Genomic DNA, 20,453 nt, shown 5'->3' with positions numbered 1-20,453 from the left:
GAAAATTAAGTCTTGATCATATCGGGCTTCTAAATAAATAACAATCAATTTTATGTCATCAAACAAGAAATACTGGAAAAGTGTTGAGGAGCTAAATTCTGATAGCTCTATTGTTGAGGCACTTCGGCAGAATGAGTTTGTGGAAGAAATTCCTACTGATGAGTTTTTGGGAGATAAAGATTCTCTTGAGGCTTCATCTACAACTCGCCGTGATTTCTTAAAATATGTTGGTTTTTCTACGGCAGCAGCGTCTTTAGCCGCGTGTGAAGGTCCTGTTGTAAAATCTATACCTTATGTTATTCAGCCAGAACGTATAACTCCTGGTATAGCAGAATACTATGCTACTACAATGGCAGATGGGTATGACTTTGCTAGTGTTTTGGTTAAAACACGAGAGGGAAGACCTATTAAAATAGAGAATAATAAACTTGCAGGACATGTGGGTAATCCCAATGCCAGGGTTCACGCTTCTGTTCTGTCAATGTATGATACAAAAAGACTTCAGGGTCCTAAAGCTAAAGGTCAGGATATTTCCTGGTCGCAGCTTGATGAGGAAGTTGGTTCTAAGCTTAATAGTTTAGGTGGGAAGCAAATTGCTATACTTACTTCAACTTTGGCTAGTCCTTCTACTTCACGATTAATTGCTGATTTTTCCGGGAGATATTCTGGAGTGAAGCATGTAGTGTATGACGCTATAGGTGAAAATGCGGCTCTTGATGCTTTTCAAAATAAATATGGAACCAGAGCTTTAGCTGATTATGATTTTTCAGATTCTGAAGTTATAGTTTCAATTGGTGCAGATATATTAGGCGATTGGCAAGGTGGTGGTTATGATTCTAGTTATGCTAAGAGTCGCGTTCCTGAAAATGGAGTAATGTCGCGTCACGTACAATTTGAGGCTAACCTTACTTTAAGTGGGGCAAATGCTGATAAGCGTGTTCCTATGAAGCCTAGTGATCAAAAGAAAGCTGTTGCGGCAGTTCATTCAATATTAATGAGTGGCGGTTCAACAAATCTTTCTGAAGAATTAGATCTTGCAGTAAAGCAGGCTGTAGCTCAGTTAAGAAAGGCTGGAAGCAAAGGTGTTTTTGTTACAGGTGTTCCAGATGTAAATGCTCAATTACTTGCTTTAGAAATCAATGAGCATTTAGGTAGCTCTGCAATGGATGTTGCTGCGCCTAAGCTTGTTCGTCAGGGTAATGCAGATGATGTTGCTCAGTTGGTTAGTGATATGAATTCAGGAAGAGTAGGCGCTCTTTTAACTGTGGGGGTAAATCCTGCTTATAGTTTGCCTAATGCTGAAGAATTTAAGGCAGGACTTGAAAAAGTTGATTTAACTGTTGCTTTCTCAATGAAGGAAGATGAGACGGCTAAACTTGCTGATTATATAGCAGCAACTCCACATTACTTAGAATCTTGGGGAGATGTTGAGATAAAAAGAGGTCACATAAGTTTAATGCAGCCTACTATTCGTCCTCTTTTTAATACACGACAATTTCAGGATACACTCCTAAAATGGACCGGTAATAATCTAAGTTATTACGATTATCTTAAATCTAATTGGAGTAATACAGGTTCAAGTTGGAATAAAGCAGTACATGATGGTGTTGCAAAAGGAAACCTGACCGAAGAGCCTAATTTTGTTCAAAATAGTATAACTTCTTCTGAAGGTATGACTGCTGCTAGTGCTGCGGCAGCATTGGTTCAGGATGAAAATACTTCTGGTGGATATGAGTTAGTTTTGTATTCTAAAACAAGCATGGGTGATGGTCAACAGGCTAATAACCCGTGGTTGCAGGAAATGCCTGATCCTATTACCAGAACTTCTTGGGATAATTACCTGACCATGTCTAAAGCTGATGCTGATGCTTTAGAGGTAGAAAATACACACGTGAGTAATGGTGCTCTCAATGGGCATTATGTAAATATTACTCTTGATGGAGTAACTGTTAAGAATGTTCCTGTAATTATACAGCCGGGACAAGCTAAAGGAACAGTTGGTCTAGCTTTGGGTTATGGTAAAAAAGAGGCTATACAGGAGGAGATGCAGGTAGGTGTTAATGCTTATCCTCTTTACAAGAATTTTAAAAACGTACAATCTGTAAGTATAGAAAAAGCTGATAACGGATGGCATGAATTTGCTTGTGTTCAGCTTCAGAATACAATGGCAGGTCGTAGCGATGATATTATAAGAGAAACTACTCTTGAGATCTTTAATACGAAAGATAAAGAGCATTGGAACGGAGTTCCTGAAGTAGATTATAACCACTCTGAGATTGAGGTGCGTGATCGCAATGCTGATATCTGGGAATCTTTTGATGATTCAGTAGGGCCACACTTTAATCTTTCTATAGATTTAAATGCATGTACAGGTTGTGGTGCTTGTGTTATAGCTTGTCACTCTGAAAATAATGTGCCTGTAGTAGGTAAAACTGAAGTACGTAAATTTAGGGATATGCACTGGTTGCGTATTGATAGATACTACTCTTCTGCAGATACTTTTGAGCAGGAGATAGAAGATCTTGAGAACTTACCTGCTTTTGATTCATATTCAAAAGTTGAGAACGCTTCATTTGATAATCCTGAAGTGGCTTTTCAGCCTGTAATGTGTCAGCACTGTAACCATGCTCCTTGTGAAACTGTGTGTCCTGTAGCTGCTATTGGTCACGGTCGTCAAGGTCAAAATCAGATGGTTTATAACCGTTGTGTTGGTACTCGTTACTGCGCAAACAACTGCCCTTATAAGGTACGTCGTTTTAACTGGTTCTTGTATAGTGAGAATGATGAATTTGATTATCACATGAACAATGATCTTGGCCGTATGGTTCTTAATCCTGATGTTACAGTGAGGTCGAGAGGGGTTATGGAGAAATGTACAATGTGTATGCAGTTAACTCAAAAGACTATCTTAGACGCTAAGCGTGAAGGTAGAGCTATTGAGGATGGAGAATTTTATACTGCATGTTCTAATGCATGTGATAAGGGAGCGATTGTCTTTGGTGATGTGAATGATGAAAAGTCTGAGATCCTTAAAAAGAAAAACGATGAGCGTAAATACTATTTACTTGAAAGTATTGGGGTTAAGCCTAATGTTATGTATCAGGTAAAAGTTAAGAATACGCAGGAAGCATAAAAATTTGTTTTAAAAAAACCATTATTAAGTAATAAGTATGTCGTCACATTACGAAGCACCCATAAGAGAGCCTTTGGTTATTGGAGAGAAATCCTACCACGACATTAGTGTTGATGTAGGAGCCCCGGTCTTAGGCAAAGCCAATAGATCTTGGTGGATTGTTTTTTCTATCGCGCTGGTAGCCTTTTTATGGGGATTGGGCTGTATAATTTATACTGTTTCAACAGGTATTGGTGTTTGGGGATTAAACAAAACCATTGGTTGGGCTTGGGATATCACAAACTTTGTTTGGTGGGTAGGTATTGGTCACGCCGGTACTTTGATTTCTGCAGTTTTACTTTTGTTTAGACAAAAATGGAGAATGGCCGTAAACCGTTCTGCAGAAGCGATGACAATATTTGCTGTTGTTCAGGCTGGTTTGTTTCCTATTATACACATGGGTAGACCATGGTTAGCATATTGGGTTTTACCTATTCCTAATCAATTTGGTTCACTTTGGGTTAACTTCAACTCACCTCTACTTTGGGATGTATTTGCGATATCGACATACCTTTCTGTGTCATTAGTTTTCTGGTGGACAGGTCTATTGCCTGACTTTGCAATGCTTAGAGACAGAACAAAAAGCCCTTTTCAACAGAAGATCTACGGTATCTTAAGTTTTGGATGGAGTGGTCGTGTAAAAGACTGGCAACGTTTTGAGGAAGTCTCTTTGGTACTTGCTGGTTTAGCAACACCTTTAGTACTTTCTGTGCATACAATTGTATCTTTTGACTTTGCTACATCTGTGGTTCCCGGATGGCATAGTACTATATTCCCTCCATATTTTGTAGCGGGTGCGATTTTCTCAGGATTTGCGATGGTGCAGACTTTGTTAATAGTAATGCGTAAGGTTTCTAATCTTGAAAACTATATTACTATTCTGCATATTGAGTATATGAATAAGGTTATACTGCTTACGGGCGGTATAGTTACAGTAGCTTATGGTACTGAGTATTTTATAGGTTGGTATTCTGGTGTTCCTTATGAGAATTATACTTATTTATCTTTTGGTGCTGCAACAGGACCTTATTGGTGGGCATTCTGGGCATTGATCATATGTAACCTAATTGTGCCCCTAACTCTATGGGTGAAGAGCCTAAGAAGAAATATCATGTGGACGTTTATCGTTGCTTTGATAATCAACATAGGTATGTGGTTTGAGCGATTTGATATTATTGTTATTGACCTTAGTAAAGATAGATTGACATCTTCCTGGACTATGTTCTCACCTACATTTGTTGATATAGGTACATTCGTTGGGACAATAGGATTCTTCTTTGTATTATTTCTTCTTTATGCTAGAAACTTTCCTGTTATAGCACAGGCTGAAGTGAAGACTATTTTAAAATCTTCAGGAGAAATGTATAAGAAGTTACGTGCAGAACATGGTGACGATCACCACATAACACATGTGGATCTTGACCCAACAGCTGAGGAGCCTTCCGCAAACATGCGTGGTACTTACTTTACTTCAGATAAAGAAGAGGATGTTGATAATGATGGTCATGAAGATACTGTTAATGCTGATGCATTAGTAGATACAGAAGCAAAGAGGGATCAAATAGATGGTATGTTACATGCTATTGGGGTGTACGACCCTGCGACTCAAAAAGCTGATAATCTTAAGAAATTAAGTGGTGTAGGACCGGTTATGGAGCAAAAACTCCATCAGTTAGGTATTTACACTTTTGATCAGGTGAGCCGCATGACTAAAAAAGAGTACGATCTGCTTGATGAGATAATAGACACATTTCCTGGAAGAGCTGAACGTGAAGACTGGGCAGGACAGGCACAAAAACTAAAACAATAATAAAGAAGTATGGCATCTTCAACAGTAATACATGCACTTTATACAGATGACGACATTTTATTAAATGCCGTTAAAGAAGTGCGCGCAAAACATTATAGTATAAATGAGGTGTATACGCCGTTTCCGGTGCATGGTCTTGATAAAGCAATGGGTCTTGCTCCTACTCGTATCGCTATTACCTCTTTTATATATGGTTTAACGGGATTGACAGTGGCTGTGCTCATGATGAACTTTATTATGATCGAGGATTGGCCAAGAAACATTGGGGGTAAACCTAGTTTCTCTTATATTCAAAATATGCCGGCTTTTATCCCGATTATGTTTGAATTAACGGTGTTTTTTGCAGCTCACTTAATGGTGATTACCTTTTACCTAAGAAGTAAAATATGGCCTTTTAAGAAAGCTGAAAATCCAGATGTTCGCACTACAGATGATCATTTTTTGGTAGAGATAGAGGTTGCTAATCATAATGTAGAAGATCTAACAAAGTTCTTGTATGATACTGGAGCTGCAGAACTCAATTTAATCCATAACGCAGAAGAAGCTTAAGTAATGAAGAAAATTGTTCAAATTATATTATTTGTTTCTGTATTGGCTGTAGTAGTTTCTTGTCAAACTAAAGACAAGCCTAATTACCAGTATATGCCAAACATGTATGCTCCCGTGAGTTACGAGACATATGGTAATTATGAGGTGTTTCCTGGTGGTCAGGAGGCGATGTCTCCCGCTGAAGGGTCAGTGGCTAGAGGATGGATGCCTTATGAGTATGAAAATACTCCTGAGGGTTATGAATCTGCTAAAGCTAATTTAAAGAATCCTTTGCCTTATACTGAAGACAATCTTAATGAAGGAAAGGCACTTTACACTATTTACTGTGCTATTTGCCATGGTGATAAAGGTAACGGCCAGGGGACTTTAGCTGAAAGAGAAAAAATACTTGGTGTGCCTGCTTATAATGATGCCGGAAGAGATATTACAGAAGGTAGCGTTTACCATGTGACTTATTATGGTAGAAATAACATGGGGTCATATGCTTCACAAACTACAGAAGAAGAACTTTGGAAGATAAACCACTATGTAATGAGTCTTAAACATGCATTAAACGGGGATCCAGACCGCACTTTTGTTTCTTCTGATGATATTGAGACTTTACCAGATAATATGACTGATGAAGAGGGAAGAACAGGTAGTGAATTAAATGAATCTGCCTCCGGATATCAAAGTCAGGAACCTGGAGATACACGCACAGAACACTAATTAAGTCAGGATAATTAATACTTATGTACACGTTTTCTAGTAAATTCAAAATTTTTTCCATCATATTGATGGCTATTGGCCTGATAGGGATAGTTTATGGGTTTCTATCAACACCATCTACTGTTGCCGATGTAAAAAAAATTATGGCTGCTCATGAGAGTCATGGAGAAGGTCATGGTGACGCAACATCTGAGCATGGGGAAGATAGTCATTCATCTGCAAACTTTGTAGATGAGGCTCGTGGTAGAGAAGGATATGCTGATCATGCAATGGAGCAATCTAAAGATATGTCTAGTGAGGCTCATCACAATGATGATGAACACATGGAGCATGTATTGCATCAAATGCAGGCTAAACCTTGGTCTGCAACTTTTGTGTCTGCTTTCTTCTTTATGATGATTGCTTTGGGAGCCTTAGTGTTTTATGCGATTCAATATGCTGCACAGGCTGGATGGTCACCTGTTCTTTACAGAGTGATAGAAGGAGTAACAACATATTTGCTTCCTGGTTCTATTATTGTTTTTATAATCGTTGTTTTTGCCGGGACACATTTTTATCCATGGCAAAATGAAGAGCTTGTCGCTGGAGATTCTATTCTTCAGGCAAAGTCAGGATATCTTAATTTCCCTTTCTTCTTAATACGTGCTATTATATATGTATTGGGTTGGAACTTATACCGTCATTTTTCTCGAAAAAATGCTTTAGAAGTCGTTCATTCAACTACGCTTGATCCATATAAAAGAAACTTTAAGTTTTCTGTATTCTTTTTGATATTCTTTATCGTTACAGAATCAATGATGGCTTGGGACTGGTTTATGTCTATGACACCGCACTGGTATAGTACTTTATTTGCATGGTATGTATTTGCAAGTATGTTTGTTTCTGCAATTACAGTTATTGCAATGGTAACAGTGTTCTTAAAAGGACGTGGTCTGTTGCCTTATGTTAATGACAGTCACTTGCATGATCTTGCTAAATTCATGTTCGCATTTAGTATTTTCTGGACATACCTTTGGTTCGGTCAATTTATGTTGATCTGGTACGCTAACATGCCTGAAGAGGTTACCTATTTTATATTACGAATTCAGGAGTATAATTTGCTGTTTTTTGGAATGCTAGTTCTTAATTTTGTATTCCCAATTTTACTATTAATGAATAGCGACTTTAAACGTCTTCCTTGGTTTGTAGTAATTACGGGTATAATAATATTGACAGGACATTATATAGATATATTCTTATTGGTTATGCCGTCAACTGTAGGGCCTTATTGGTCTATTGGCATCCCCGAAATTTCTGGCTTTTTCTTTTTCTTAGGCTTATTTGTCTTTGTAGTAGGTACAGGACTTGCTAAAGTGCCGTTAAGACATGAAGGAGATCCATTTATTAAAGAAAGTGAGAATTACCATTATTAATAGAAACGAAAAAGAAAAGAGATACAAATGACCGTTTTTCTAGTACTTATAGTAATCATTCTTTTTGCCGCATCTGTTTGGCAAATGAGTAAGATTTACAAATTGTCGCAGATCAAATCTGAAGTCGACAGCGGGGAAGTAGCAAACAATAAAGACAATCGTATCAACGCAAAGTTGATGTTGATGTTTGTTATATTTCTTTACTTTATCAGTTTTTACTGCTTCTGGTATTATTCACGTTTTTACCTTCCAGAGGCATCTTCTGAGCATGGTGGAAAGTACGACACGTTAATGTTCGTATCTATAGCTTTGATCATGTTTGTACAAATTATAACCCAGGGTCTTCTACATATTTTTGCTTACAAATATCACGGTAAGAAAGGTAGAAAAGCTTTGTTTTATGCAGATAATGATAAGCTTGAGTTTATATGGACGATTATTCCGGTTGTGGTTTTAGCAGGATTAATTATCTATGGACTGTTCACTTGGTCTGATATCATGAACTTTGAGAAAGATGAGGATGCACTTGTAGTTGAGTTATACGCACAGCGTTTCAATTGGAGAGCTAGATATGCTGGTGATGATAATACGCTGGGTAATGCTAATGTGCGTTTCATCGAAGGTGCAAATACTGTAGGTATTGATGCTTCAGATGACGATGGGATGGATGATATCGTGACGCAGGAATTACACTTGCCTGTTGGCAGACAAGTTGTTTTTAAGTTACGTTCTCAGGACGTCCTGCATTCGGCCTATATGCCACACTTTAGGGCTCAAATGAATGTTGTACCAGGAATGATCACTCAATTTTCTTTCACTCCTACGGTAACAACAGAAGAAATTAGAGGCACTGAATATATACAAGATAAAATGCGTCGTATTAAAGAAATACGCACAACCAGAAGTAAAGAGTTAGTTGCCGCAGGAGATGTTGCATTAGATGATTATGATCAATTTGATTACTATTTGCTATGTAACAAGATCTGTGGAGCCAGTCACTATAATATGCAAATGAAGATCGTTGTAGAGACGCAGGAAGAATTTGAGGCATGGCTTAAAGATCAAAAGACCTTTAAATCAACTTTAGCTCAACAATAAAAATTGATATTCAAAAGAAATTAGATTATGTCAGCACACGCACCAGCTATAGATCACGCTCACGAGGAGCACGGGCATCATCATAAGCAGACCTTTATAAGTACTTATATTTTTAGTACTGACCATAAAATGATCTCTAAGCAGTATTTAATTACTGGTCTTATAATGGGATTCATTGGTATTTCTATGTCACTTTTGTTCAGGTTGCAATTGGCCTGGCCAGAAGAAAAGTTTACCATTTTTGAAATGTTATTAGGAAAATGGGCCGAAAATGGTGTTATGGATCCTAGTATCTACCTTTCTCTGGTAACTATTCACGGTACCATAATGGTATTCTTTGTTTTGACAGCAGGTTTAAGTGGTACTTTTAGTAACCTTTTAATTCCGCTACAGATAGGGGCCAGAGATATGGCTTCAGGATTCCTAAATATGGTATCCTATTGGTTGTTCTTCCTTTCTTCAGTTATTATGGTTTGCTCTTTATTTGTAGAGTCTGGACCAGCAGCAGCAGGATGGACTATCTATCCTCCCTTATCTGCACTTCCAGAATCTATTCCTGCTTCAGGTATGGGGATGACACTTTGGTTGGTTTCTCTTGCTATATTTATTGCATCTTCTTTATTAGGTTCACTTAACTATATAGTAACTGTAATCAACCTACGTACAAAAGGTATGTCGATGACACGTTTACCTTTAACAATATGGGCATTCTTTGTAACTGCTATTATTGGTGTTGTTTCGTTCCCGGTATTGCTTTCAGCAGCTTTATTACTTATAATGGATAGAAGTTTTGGTACTTCATTCTTCTTGTCAGATATTTATATTGGTGGTGAAGTTCTTCATAACAGTGGGGGTTCTCCGGTACTTTTTGAGCACTTATTCTGGTTCTTAGGTCACCCTGAGGTTTACATCGTGTTATTACCTGCATTGGGTATTTCTTCTGAAGTTATTGCTACTAATGCGCGCAAACCTATTTTTGGATATCGTGCGATGGTTGCTTCTATTTTAGCGATCGCGTTCCTTTCTACTATAGTTTGGGGTCACCACATGTTTGTATCTGGTATGAATCCTTTCCTGGGGTCTGTATTTACATTTACAACATTATTAATTGCGATTCCATCTGCGGTAAAAGCATTTAACTATATCACAACATTATGGAAAGGTAATCTGCAGTTTAATCCTGCAATGCTTTTCTCTATAGGTCTTGTTTCTACATTTATTACCGGTGGTTTAACAGGTATTATTTTAGGAGACAGTACACTTGATATAAACGTTCACGATACATATTTTGTAGTAGCTCACTTCCACTTAGTGATGGGTATTTCTGCGCTGTATGGTTTATTTGCAGGTGTATATCACTGGTTCCCTAAAATGTTTCAGGGACGTATGTTGAATAAAAACCTGGGCTATGTGCACTTTTGGGTAACAGCTATCGGCTCTTATGCGATTTTCTTCCCAATGCACTTTATAGGTATGGCTGGTTTACCAAGACGTTATTATACTAACACCGCTTTCCCTTATTTTGATGATCTTGCAGATGTGAATATTATGATCACAGTTGCAGCTTTAATTACAGGTGCTGTACAGTTAGTATTTGTATATAACTTTATCCACTCTATTTTCTATGGAAAGAAAGGACCTAAAAATCCTTGGAAATCAAATACATTAGAATGGACCACAGAACACAAGCACATTCATGGAAACTGGGAAGGTGCTATTCCTGAAGTTTATCGTTGGTCATATGACTATAGTAAACTAAATGAAGATGAAACTGATTATGTTATTGCAGGTCAGGATTACATCCCACAGAATATACCTCTTCAGGAAAATGAAGAAGAAATGAATCACTAGTTCGATTTCAATAATATATTACAAAAACCCACTCATGCGAGTGGGTTTTTTAGTGTTTAAGACCGATATTTAAGCAGTAAATACCGATTTTCAGTATTACAAATATTCTATGATTATCTTTGGTGCATGAACGAGAACCTAGACCCTACAGGAGACAATTTTACCCGCGAAGACCAGGATATTGAGCGCGCCCTGAGACCGCTTAGTTTTGATGATTTTGCGGGGCAGGAGCAGGTGCTTGAGAATTTACAGATCTTTGTGAAAGCTGCTAATTTAAGAGGTGAAGCTTTAGATCATACTTTGTTTCACGGCCCTCCCGGACTTGGTAAAACAACACTAGCCAATATTCTGGCAAATGAACTTGGCGTTAGTATAAAAGTGACTTCAGGACCTGTTTTAGATAAACCGGGCGATCTGGCAGGTTTACTTACTAATCTTGATGAAAGAGATGTTCTTTTTATTGATGAGATTCATCGGTTAAGTCCTATTGTTGAAGAGTACTTGTACTCTGCGATGGAAGATTACAAGATCGATATTATGATCGAGTCTGGGCCTAATGCGCGTACTGTTCAGATTAATTTAAATCCTTTTACATTAATAGGCGCTACCACCAGGTCAGGTTTGCTTACTGCACCTATGCGCGCGCGTTTTGGTATCGCTTCGCGTCTTGAATATTACAATACAGAATTGCTCACCACAATTGTACAACGTAGTGCAGAGATATTAAATGTACCTATAGATATTGAAGCTGCAATTGAGATTGCCGGTCGTAGCCGCGGTACGCCCCGTATTGCAAATGCACTTTTGCGCAGAGTTCGGGATTTTGCACAGATAAAAGGAAATGGAAAAATCGACCTTTTTATAGCAAAATTCGGGTTAAAAGCCCTAAATGTCGATGCGCATGGTTTAGATGAAATGGATAATAAAATACTTGCTACCATTATAGATAAATTTAAAGGAGGCCCGGTGGGGATTACTACAATTGCCACCGCTGTTTCAGAAAGCCCCGAAACTATAGAAGAAGTTTACGAGCCCTTTCTTATTCAACAGGGTTTTATTATGCGCACACCACGTGGCCGTGAAGTAACCGAAGCTGCTTACAAACATCTGGGCAGAGTAAAAGGCAATAGTCAGGGAGGCTTGTTTTAAGCTTAATGTGAAATTTTTTCAGAAAGAGATTTTATGCATGTAAAAGAGATTCCTTCCGTTTCTGTTATTCAGTTCCTTTTACATGCGGGCAGCATTCTTAAAAATCCGTTACCCTTCCATCATAAGAATTTTGAAAAGCATGGTGATACTTTTCGTCTAAATATTGGTCCTAATCGCTCTGTGATCTTTTCGCGCGATGCGGGATTTGCACAATACGCACTGCAAAAAAACCAGAAAAACTATACAAAATCGCCCATACAGACTAAAGATCTGGCAAAATATGTAGGTAAGGGTTTATTGACCGCAGAAGGAGAACACTGGGCAAAGCAGCGTAAATTAATTCAGCCGGCATTTCACAAAAAGCAACTTGTAAATCTATTGACTACAATTAGTGATGCAATTGATACTGAATTAAACAGAATTGAAACCGGCAAGCCTATTGATATTTTTCCTATATATAATGATCTGGCTTTCCAGACGGTGGTAAAGTCCCTCTTCAGTAGCGCCGTGGGTCAGGACGCAATTAACAGACTACAATACATTACTGAAGCTGCTCAGAAAATGCTGGTTCACGAGCTGCGTCAACCATATAAATCCTGGTGGTTTAAATGGGGCGGCAGCATAAAAAAGCATATTGCACTTACTCAGGAAGCCAGACAAATTTTAAAAACTTTAGTCGAGGCACGGCGCATTAGCGGTGTAAGAGAAAATGATCTGCTAGATATGTTGCTTGATGCTCGCTATGAGGATGGGAATGCGATGGATGAAGAACAGTTGATAGATGAAATTCTCATTCTGTTTACCGCCGGGCATGAGACAACTTCTAATGCGCTTACCTTTACCGGCCAACTTCTTGCGTGTAATCCTGAAGTGCAAAACAGAATTTACGATGAAGTCGCTGCTGCGAAAAAGGAAACCTCTTCAATATTAGAGTTTATACAGGCATGTAAATATACCAAACAGGTTGTAGAAGAATCTTTACGCTTATATCCGCCGGCTTATTTTATCGATCGCGTAAACAAAGAAGAAGATGAATATAATGGGATGAAAATAGATAAAGGATCCAACCTTTTATTTTCCATTCACGAGATTCATAAGCATTCTGATTATTGGGGACAGCCTTTAAAATTTATTCCGGAAAGGTTCAGTGAAACAAACGTACATAGTTCGTATTATTATCCGTTTGGCGCTGGTCCGCGCATGTGTATAGGTAATAATTTTGCGATGTATGAAATGATTCTCGCTGTTGCGAAATTAACTCTGCGTTTTAAAATTGAGCCAAAAACAACACCTATTGAGATTCTGCCGTTAATTACGCTGAAGCCGAAAAATGCCTTCTTAGAATTTACAGCAAGATGATAGAAAACAGGGCAAAACATACAGCATTGATTAAAGCCGAAGCTAAACGTCTTGGTTTTATGTCATGCGGTATCTCTAAGGCTGAATTTCTGGAAGAAGAGGCTCCGCGGCTGGAGGCCTGGCTTAATAAGAGCATGAATGGTGAAATGGCGTATATGGAAAATCACTTTGACAAGCGCCTTGATCCTACCAAATTAGTTACCGGTTCTAAAAGTGTGATTTCGCTTTTGCTTAATTATTATCCTGAAGAATCTCAAAATGGAGATTCTTATAAAATCTCAAAATACGCCTACGGTACAGATTATCATTTTGTGATTAAAGACAAGCTGAAAGCACTTCTGCATTTTATTGAAGAAAAAATAGGTGATGTGCACGGCCGCGCATTTGTAGATTCGGCTCCTGTTCTTGACAAAGCCTGGGCAGCAAAAAGTGGATTGGGCTGGATAGGCAAAAACAGTAATTTGCTAACCAAGCAAGTAGGTTCTTTTTATTTTATTGCAGAATTAATTGTTGATCTGGATCTTGATTATGATCATGCCGTTACAGATCATTGCGGGAGTTGTACTGCGTGTATAGACGCGTGTCCTACGCAGGCAATTGTAGACCCGTATGTGGTAGACGGGAGTAAGTGCATTAGTTATTTTACGATCGAGCTTAAAAATGAAATTCCTAATTACGCACAGGATAAAATGGATGAGTGGATGTTTGGTTGTGATGTTTGCCAGGACGTTTGCCCCTGGAATCGCTTTTCAAAACCGCATAATGAGCCGCTTTTTAATCCTAATCCAGACATGCTTTCTAAGTCAAAAAAGGAATGGGAAGAGCTTACGCAAGACGTATTTTCAGAAATATTTAAAAAATCACCGGTTAAGAGAACAAAATTTTCCGGGCTAAAGCGAAATATTGACTTCCTGAAAAACAGCCGATAATAGACTCAAAATTGCCGATTTTATCACGGTTTCACCCGATTTTTCCAAGTGTTAAAACTATGCTAATTATTTACTGCAATTCTCGTATCTTGATCCCCGGATTATTGTGACAAGCTCTCTCAAACGATTGCGCTTTTAATAATGAATCTGAGAATTATTTTAGAAGTACGAACACTAAAGCTAGCTGATGAATTCTTTACCTATTCTAGACATTGCGATAATCGCCATTTACCTTCTTGGGATTGTGATTTATGGAATTTCCAAATCAAAAAGGGGCAACTCTGAAGATTACTTTCTCGGTGGTCGCACAATGACATGGCCTATTGTTGGTATCGCTTTATTTTCGGCTAATATTTCAAGTTCTACGCTGGTAGGTTTAGCTTCAGATGCGTATCAAACAAATGTCAACGTTTATAACTACGAGTGGTATGCTGTCGTCGTGTTGATTTTCTTTTCAATATTCTTTCTTCCTTTTTACATAAAGTCAGGAGTTTATACAATGCCAGAGTTTCTGGAGAGAAGGTATGACAGCAGATCGCGTTATTATTTCTCTTTCATAACCATAATCGGGAATATTCTGGTAGATACAGCGGCAGGCCTTTACGTAGGTAAGATCGTTTTGAGTTTGCTTTTCCCTGAAATGGATTCTACGTGGATTCTCATAATTTTGGCTGTAGCAGCTGCGGCTTATACAATACCCGGTGGGCTGAACTCTGTTATACAGACAGAGGTTATTCAGGCAGTTCTTCTTATTATAGGTTCATGCTTGCTTACGTATTTTGCCTTTGACCAATTAGGAGGCGGCTGGAATACGATGATGAGCAAACTAGATGGTATGCTGGCAGCGGGTGATGTGAATTTTGGCGATAGGGCTGCAGAGGGTCATTTTATTCCAGAGAATTCTGAAGAGGTTTTTAGTCTTGTAAGACCTTCTAACGATGAATTTATGCCCTGGTGGGGACTCATAACGGGAGTGCCGCTTTTAGGTTTTTATTTCTGGGCAAATAATCAGTTTATGGTGCAACGTGTTCTGGGAGCAAAAGACCTTAATCATGGTAGACTAGGCGCTTTATTTGCCGGTTTACTTAAACTTCCTGTGATTTTTATCATGGTTGTGCCGGGAGTTTTGGCACTTTTATTATTTAATTCACTTGATATTTCAGACCTTAATTATACACTTACAAATGGTCAGGTTTGCGACGATCTTGCAAATTGCCCTAACCTTACGTATCCTGTATTGTTATTTCAGTTATTACCCACGGGCATTTTAGGTCTTGTGGTTGCCGGTCTTATGGCAGCGATGATGTCATCTGTGTCTGCTACGTTTAATTCTGCATCAACTCTTGTAACTATGGATTTTGTTCGGGTTCTTAAACCAGATCTTACGAGTAAGCAATTGGTGAGAGCAGGGCAGATAACTACCGTGATTTTAGTTGTTCTGGCAATACTTTGGGTACCTTTTATAGAACGTGTAAGTGATTCTTTATGGACGTATTTACAATTGGTGATTGCGTATACAAGTCCACCGGCTGTTTCAGCTTTTGTTCTGGGGCTTTTCTGGAAACGTGCAAATGGAACAGGTTCTATTGTGAGTCTGTTGTTTGGATTTACCATAGCCGTGTTAATGATACTTTCTCAAAGTTTTGATTGGGTTCCCGCAGTTAACGATTTACATTTCCTGGCTAAAGCATCATGGTTATTTGTGATCTGTGCTTTTGTACACGTAGTGGTAAGTTTAATGACGCCTGCACCAGATCCCGGTAAAGTGGCTGAGTATACCTATAAGAAAGAGATTTTTACATCAGAAACTGAAGAATTAAAAGCGTTACCATGGTATAAGAATTACAGAAAGCTAGCGATTATTTTGCTTATCCTTACTTCAATTATTGTGGGATATTTCTGGTAATAACCATTCAATTTTTATTATAGTCATATGACTGATGAATCATACGCTTATGACCGGGCTAAAGAATTACTTCTTAAAGTTTCTACTGAAAGAGGTTTTCTGGCCAGTGCAAATGAAATTTCAAATTACAGAAGAATTTGGGCAAGAGATGGGGTGATTTGCGGTCTGGCAGCTTTGCTTGACGGCGACGATAAATTGATTGCAACTTTTAAAGAGACGCTACTCACACTAGCCATAAATCAACACGCTTTAGGCAATATACCTTCAAATGTTCATTTTACTGAGGCTGGAACGGAAGTTAGTTTTGGCGGACTAGCGGGCCGTGTAGATACTGTGAGCTGGTTCATAATAGGTGTTTGTCAGTATGCATATAAGACAGGCGATATAAACTTGCTGGAGAAGCTCGAGCCTAATATAAAATTGGGTTTTAAGCTCATGCAGTCATGGGAGTATAACGACGGTGATCTCATGTACGTACCACGTAGCGGTAACTGGGCAGATGAATATCCCACGCAGGGATTTATATTGTACGATCAGCTGCTAAGGCTATGGGCTTTAAAGTGTTATTTATATTTTAAAGATGATTTCGCTTTAAGCGAAAAATCAGCCGTAATACGGCAAAAACTAGAAAATAATTACAAAAAACGGAAAACTGAGCAAACGGTTTATCACCCAAAGGCGTATTCTAATTTAGAGACTAGATCATATTGGGCAGCCTCTCTGGAGCCGGCTGGTTATCAAACTCAATTTGATGGTTTTGCAAATAGTCTTGCGCTTTTACTTGATCTGGGTGATGATAATGATACAAGTGAACTCATAGACTACACAGAAAATTTGCGCAGTGGTTTAAAGCTTGATTTGCTTCCGGCTTTCTGGCCTGTGATAGAAGAAGGCGATGAAGAATGGCGTTTTTTAGTAAATAACTGCAAATATCAATTCCGGAATCATCCTTATGAATTTCATAATGGTGGCACCTGGCAAATGGTAAATGGATTTTACGGTTTGGGCTTGATAAAACATGGTAAAATAGAGCAGGGAAATCGGGTTTTGCAAGTCATAAATCGGTTAAATGAGGCCAAAAACTGGTCGTTTTATGAGAATTTCAATTCAAAAACCGGTGAGCCTAATGGTGTTCCGCATTGTGCATGGAGCGCGGCGGCAAGCATTATGCTTAAACAAGGCCTGGCGGGAAACACGTTATTGATATGACAAAAGATATAGATATACTTTGTGTAGGTGAGATACTCATTGACTTTATAGGGCATCAGGAAGAAACTAATCTTCAAAAAACCACTGACTTTCATCGGTTTTTAGGCGGCAGCCCTACAAATGTCGCTGTCAATATGAAACGGCTGGGGCTTAACCCAAGACTTATAAGTACAGTAGGCGATGATGGTTTTGGTCATTTTATAAAAGATCAGATTAAAGATAAACAGCTTGATGTTAGTTCGCTCAGGATGATAGATACACATCCTACAAGTGTAATCTTTGTATCTAAGACCACCGCAACTCCAGATTTTATAGCTTACAGGCAGGCAGATAAACTCATAGGTGAGCAGCAGGTAAACAATGAGATCTTAAAACGGGCAAAAATATTTCATACAACGTGTTTCGCTTTAAACAAGAATCCTGCCCGTACCACAATTATGAATGCTGCTGGTAAAGCTGTAAAAATGGGGTGTAAACTCAGTATTGATATTAATTACAGTCCCAGAATATGGCCCAATCGTGAAAAGGCATTAAGACATATAAAAACCTATTGCAGTTACGATCCTCTTGTAAAAATAAGTGAAGATGATATGCTGCGCCTTTTTGATGAAAAACGAAGTCATCAGGCAATTTTTGACTTTTTTCATGATCTGGGGGTTGGCGTTGTTTGTCTTACGTTAGGAAGTGAGGGAGTTAAGCTTTCGCGAAAAAATGGCAGCGTTATCTCGTTTCCTGCATTTAAAATAAACAAAGTAGTAGATGCTACAGGGGCAGGTGACGCATTTTGGTCTGGCTTTCTTTTTAGTTATCTAAAAGGATATGATGATGAAAAGGCTTTAAAAACCGGTCAACAAGTTGCAGCTTTTAAATTACAGAATTTAGGAGGCCTTCCCGCACATCTGGATATTCTGGCAGAATTGTTAAAAATCAAATAGCATAAGGGCTATCTTCCCCCAAAAATTAGCTTTATTTTTGTAGCGTTAAGTACCAATCTTATGAGTAAACAAAACCGACGTCGAGAGGCTTTAGTATATCACGCAAAACCTACACCTGGAAAAATTTCAGTTGTTCCCACAAAAAAATATTCATCACAAAGAGATCTCTCATTGGCTTATTCGCCAGGGGTTGCAGAACCTTGTCTTGAGATCGAGAAAGATAAAGACAACGCCTATAAATATACTGCTAAGGGTAATCTTGTGGCGGTTATTTCTAACGGTACAGCGGTTTTAGGTTTAGGCGATATAGGTCCCGAAGCTTCAAAACCAGTAATGGAAGGTAAAGGTCTGCTCTTTAAAATATTTGCAGGTATAGACGTTTTTGATATTGAAGTAGGGACTAAAGATGTTGATGCTTTTATAGAAACGGTTAAAAATATTGCTCCAACATTTGGGGGGATAAACCTTGAAGATATAAAAGCGCCTGAAGCTTTTGAAATAGAGAGAAGACTTAAAGAAGAGCTTGATATTCCTGTAATGCACGATGATCAACACGGTACTGCAATAATTTCTGCAGCAGCTTTGCTTAATGCTCTTGAACTTGCAGAAAAAAATATAGAAGATGTACGTATAGTGGTAAGTGGCGCAGGTGCTGCCGCAGTATCATGTACAAGATTATATAAAGCCTTTGGCGCCAGAGCAGAGAATATTGTTATGCTTGACAGCAAAGGTGTAATTAGAAGTGACAGGGAAAATCTTTCTGTTGAGAAGAAAGAATTTGCTTCAGATCGTAAGATAGATACGCTTGTTGAGGCTATGAAAGATGCAGATGTATTCATCGGTCTTTCTATTGCAAACATTGTAAGTGAAGATATGCTGCTTTCTATGGCAGATAATCCTATTGTTTTTGCCATGGCAAATCCAGATCCTGAGATTCCTTATGATGTGGCTGTTTCTGTGCGTAAGGATATTATTATGGCTACAGGACGATCTGATCATCCTAATCAGGTGAATAATGTGCTTGGTTTCCCTTTTATTTTTCGCGGAGCTTTAGATGTTAGAGCCACTAAGATTAACGAAGAAATGAAAATGGCGGCGGTGAAAGCACTAGCCGAATTGACTAAAGAATCTGTGCCCGAGCAGGTAAATATCGCTTATGGCGAAACAAGGCTTAATTTTAATAGAGAATATATTATCCCTAAGCCTTTTGATCCTAGATTAATAACAAAAGTGCCGCCGGCAGTTGCACAAGCGGCTATGGATAGTGGCGTTGCACGTGTACCTATTATAGATTGGCAACGTTATGAGGACGAGCTTCTTGATAGAATGGGTTCTGATAATAAGATTGTACGTCTTCTGCTTAATCGCGCGCGCACTAACCCAAAACGTATTGTTTTTGCAGAATCAGATCAACTAGATGTTTTAAAAGCTGCACAGATCGTTCATGACGATGGTATTGCATTCCCGGTTTTATTAGGTAATCGTGAGACGATACTCGAGCTTATGCAAGAGCTGGAGTTTGACGAGGCAGATGTTGAGATAATAGATCCTAAATCTCCTGAAGAGAAGGAACATCTTAACAGATATGCCCACATCTACTGGCAATCTCGCAAACGCAAAGGGGTAACCTATTTTGATGCTCAAAAACTGATGAGACAGCGTAATTATTACGCATCTATGATGGTGAGTGAAGGTGATGTAGACGGTATGATAACAGGTTATTCTAGCAGCTATCCTTCTGCTGTAAAACCAGTACTTGAGGTGATAGGAGCTGCTCCTAATGTGCAAAAAGTCGCGACTACAAACCTGATGATTACTTCTCGTGGGCCATTATTTCTAGCAGATACTTCAATAAATATTGACCCTACGGCAAAAGAGTTGGCAAAGATCGCACAAATGACAGCGCGTACGGTACGCATGTTTGGTCTTGAGCCTGTTGTTGCAATGACCTCTTATTCAAATTTTGGATCTTCTAAAAATGAAAAAGCAGTTAAAATGAGGGAAGCCGTTTCTTACTTACACAGATACTATCCAGATCTTTTAGTAGATGGTGAAGTGCAGGCGGATTTCGCATTAAATGCGGAAATGCTAAAGAGTAAATTTCCGTTTTCAAAACTGGCAGGTAAAAAGGTCAATACCCTTATTTTTTCAAATATAGACTCGGCAAACATTACATACAAAATGCTCAAAGAACTTGATAAGGCAGATAATATTGGGCCTATCATGCTGGGTATGCGTAAGCCGGTTCATGTGTTGCAATTAGGTGCCAGTGTAGATGAGATGGTTAATATGGCGGCAATAGCTGTTATTGACGCGCAGCAAAAGGAGAAAAAACAGGAAACTACACTATAAAATCGGTCGAAAAG

Annotated in this window: 14 protein-coding genes; all 14 read left to right on the top strand. The window is 38.6% G+C overall.

What is annotated here, in order from left to right:
• Window positions 1-52 precede the first annotated feature (52 nt).
• The 14 genes from ACH3PA_RS04910 to ACH3PA_RS04845 all read left to right on the top strand — a co-directional run bounded on the left by ACH3PA_RS04910 (window position 53) and on the right by ACH3PA_RS04845 (window position 20,439).
• Complete coding sequence (locus ACH3PA_RS04910; RefSeq protein ID WP_416439769.1) at window positions 53-3,133, top strand: TAT-variant-translocated molybdopterin oxidoreductase; 3,081 nt, start codon at window positions 53-55, stop codon at window positions 3,131-3,133.
• 37 nt (window positions 3,134-3,170) lie between these two features.
• Window positions 3,171-4,982 carry an NrfD/PsrC family molybdoenzyme membrane anchor subunit gene (gene nrfD, locus ACH3PA_RS04905; protein WP_416439771.1) on the top strand — a complete coding sequence of 604 codons (1,812 nt, stop codon included), beginning with the start codon at window positions 3,171-3,173 and terminating at the stop codon, window positions 4,980-4,982.
• A 9-nt stretch (window positions 4,983-4,991) separates the two neighbouring features.
• On the top strand, window positions 4,992-5,531 hold the full coding sequence (locus ACH3PA_RS04900) for a DUF3341 domain-containing protein (RefSeq protein ID WP_416439773.1): 540 nt from the start codon (window positions 4,992-4,994) through the stop codon (window positions 5,529-5,531).
• A 3-nt stretch (window positions 5,532-5,534) separates the two neighbouring features.
• Entirely contained in the window at window positions 5,535-6,239 is a 705-nt protein-coding gene (locus ACH3PA_RS04895; protein ID WP_416439775.1) for a c-type cytochrome, read from the top strand.
• A gap of 23 nt (window positions 6,240-6,262) precedes the next feature.
• Entirely contained in the window at window positions 6,263-7,651 is a 1,389-nt protein-coding gene (locus tag ACH3PA_RS04890; RefSeq protein ID WP_416439777.1) for a quinol:cytochrome C oxidoreductase, read from the top strand.
• Between the two features lie 27 nt (window positions 7,652-7,678).
• A complete protein-coding gene (locus ACH3PA_RS04885) occupies window positions 7,679-8,749 on the top strand; it encodes a cytochrome c oxidase subunit II (RefSeq protein ID WP_416439779.1) in 1,071 nt (356 codons plus the stop codon).
• Between the two features lie 27 nt (window positions 8,750-8,776).
• Entirely contained in the window at window positions 8,777-10,600 is a 1,824-nt protein-coding gene (locus ACH3PA_RS04880; protein ID WP_416439781.1) for a cytochrome c oxidase subunit I, read from the top strand.
• Between the two features lie 126 nt (window positions 10,601-10,726).
• Window positions 10,727-11,749 (top strand): Holliday junction branch migration DNA helicase RuvB, encoded by a 1,023-nt coding sequence (ruvB, locus tag ACH3PA_RS04875; RefSeq protein ID WP_416439783.1) that lies wholly within the window; start codon window positions 10,727-10,729, stop codon window positions 11,747-11,749.
• A gap of 33 nt (window positions 11,750-11,782) precedes the next feature.
• Window positions 11,783-13,108, top strand: coding sequence for a cytochrome P450 (locus ACH3PA_RS04870; protein ID WP_416439785.1), 1,326 nt, complete (start codon window positions 11,783-11,785; stop codon window positions 13,106-13,108).
• Window positions 13,105-14,037, top strand: coding sequence for a tRNA epoxyqueuosine(34) reductase QueG (gene queG / locus ACH3PA_RS04865; RefSeq protein ID WP_416439787.1), 933 nt, complete (start codon window positions 13,105-13,107; stop codon window positions 14,035-14,037). The genes ACH3PA_RS04870 and queG overlap by 4 nt, the downstream gene beginning before the upstream one ends.
• A gap of 187 nt (window positions 14,038-14,224) precedes the next feature.
• The gene (locus ACH3PA_RS04860) at window positions 14,225-15,943 is read left to right on the top strand and encodes a sodium:solute symporter (protein WP_416439789.1); all 1,719 of its coding nucleotides are present in this window, start codon (window positions 14,225-14,227) and stop codon (window positions 15,941-15,943) included.
• Window positions 15,944-15,970: 27 nt separating this feature from the next.
• On the top strand, window positions 15,971-17,152 hold the full coding sequence (locus tag ACH3PA_RS04855; protein ID WP_416439791.1) for a glycoside hydrolase 100 family protein: 1,182 nt from the start codon (window positions 15,971-15,973) through the stop codon (window positions 17,150-17,152).
• On the top strand, window positions 17,149-18,087 hold the full coding sequence (locus tag ACH3PA_RS04850; RefSeq protein ID WP_416439793.1) for a carbohydrate kinase family protein: 939 nt from the start codon (window positions 17,149-17,151) through the stop codon (window positions 18,085-18,087). Before ACH3PA_RS04855 ends, ACH3PA_RS04850 begins: the two co-directional genes overlap by 4 nt.
• 60 nt (window positions 18,088-18,147) lie before the next feature.
• Entirely contained in the window at window positions 18,148-20,439 is a 2,292-nt protein-coding gene (locus ACH3PA_RS04845; RefSeq protein ID WP_416439795.1) for an NADP-dependent malic enzyme, read from the top strand.
• The last annotated feature ends 14 nt before the right edge of the window (window positions 20,440-20,453 follow it).

It is taken from the genome of Leeuwenhoekiella sp. A2, from assembly GCF_047946655.1.
Taxonomy (GTDB): Bacteria; Bacteroidota; Bacteroidia; order Flavobacteriales; family Flavobacteriaceae; genus Leeuwenhoekiella.
The sequence above is the reverse complement of the archived record's forward strand: the minus strand, read 5'-3'. Positions and strand labels throughout refer to the sequence as shown.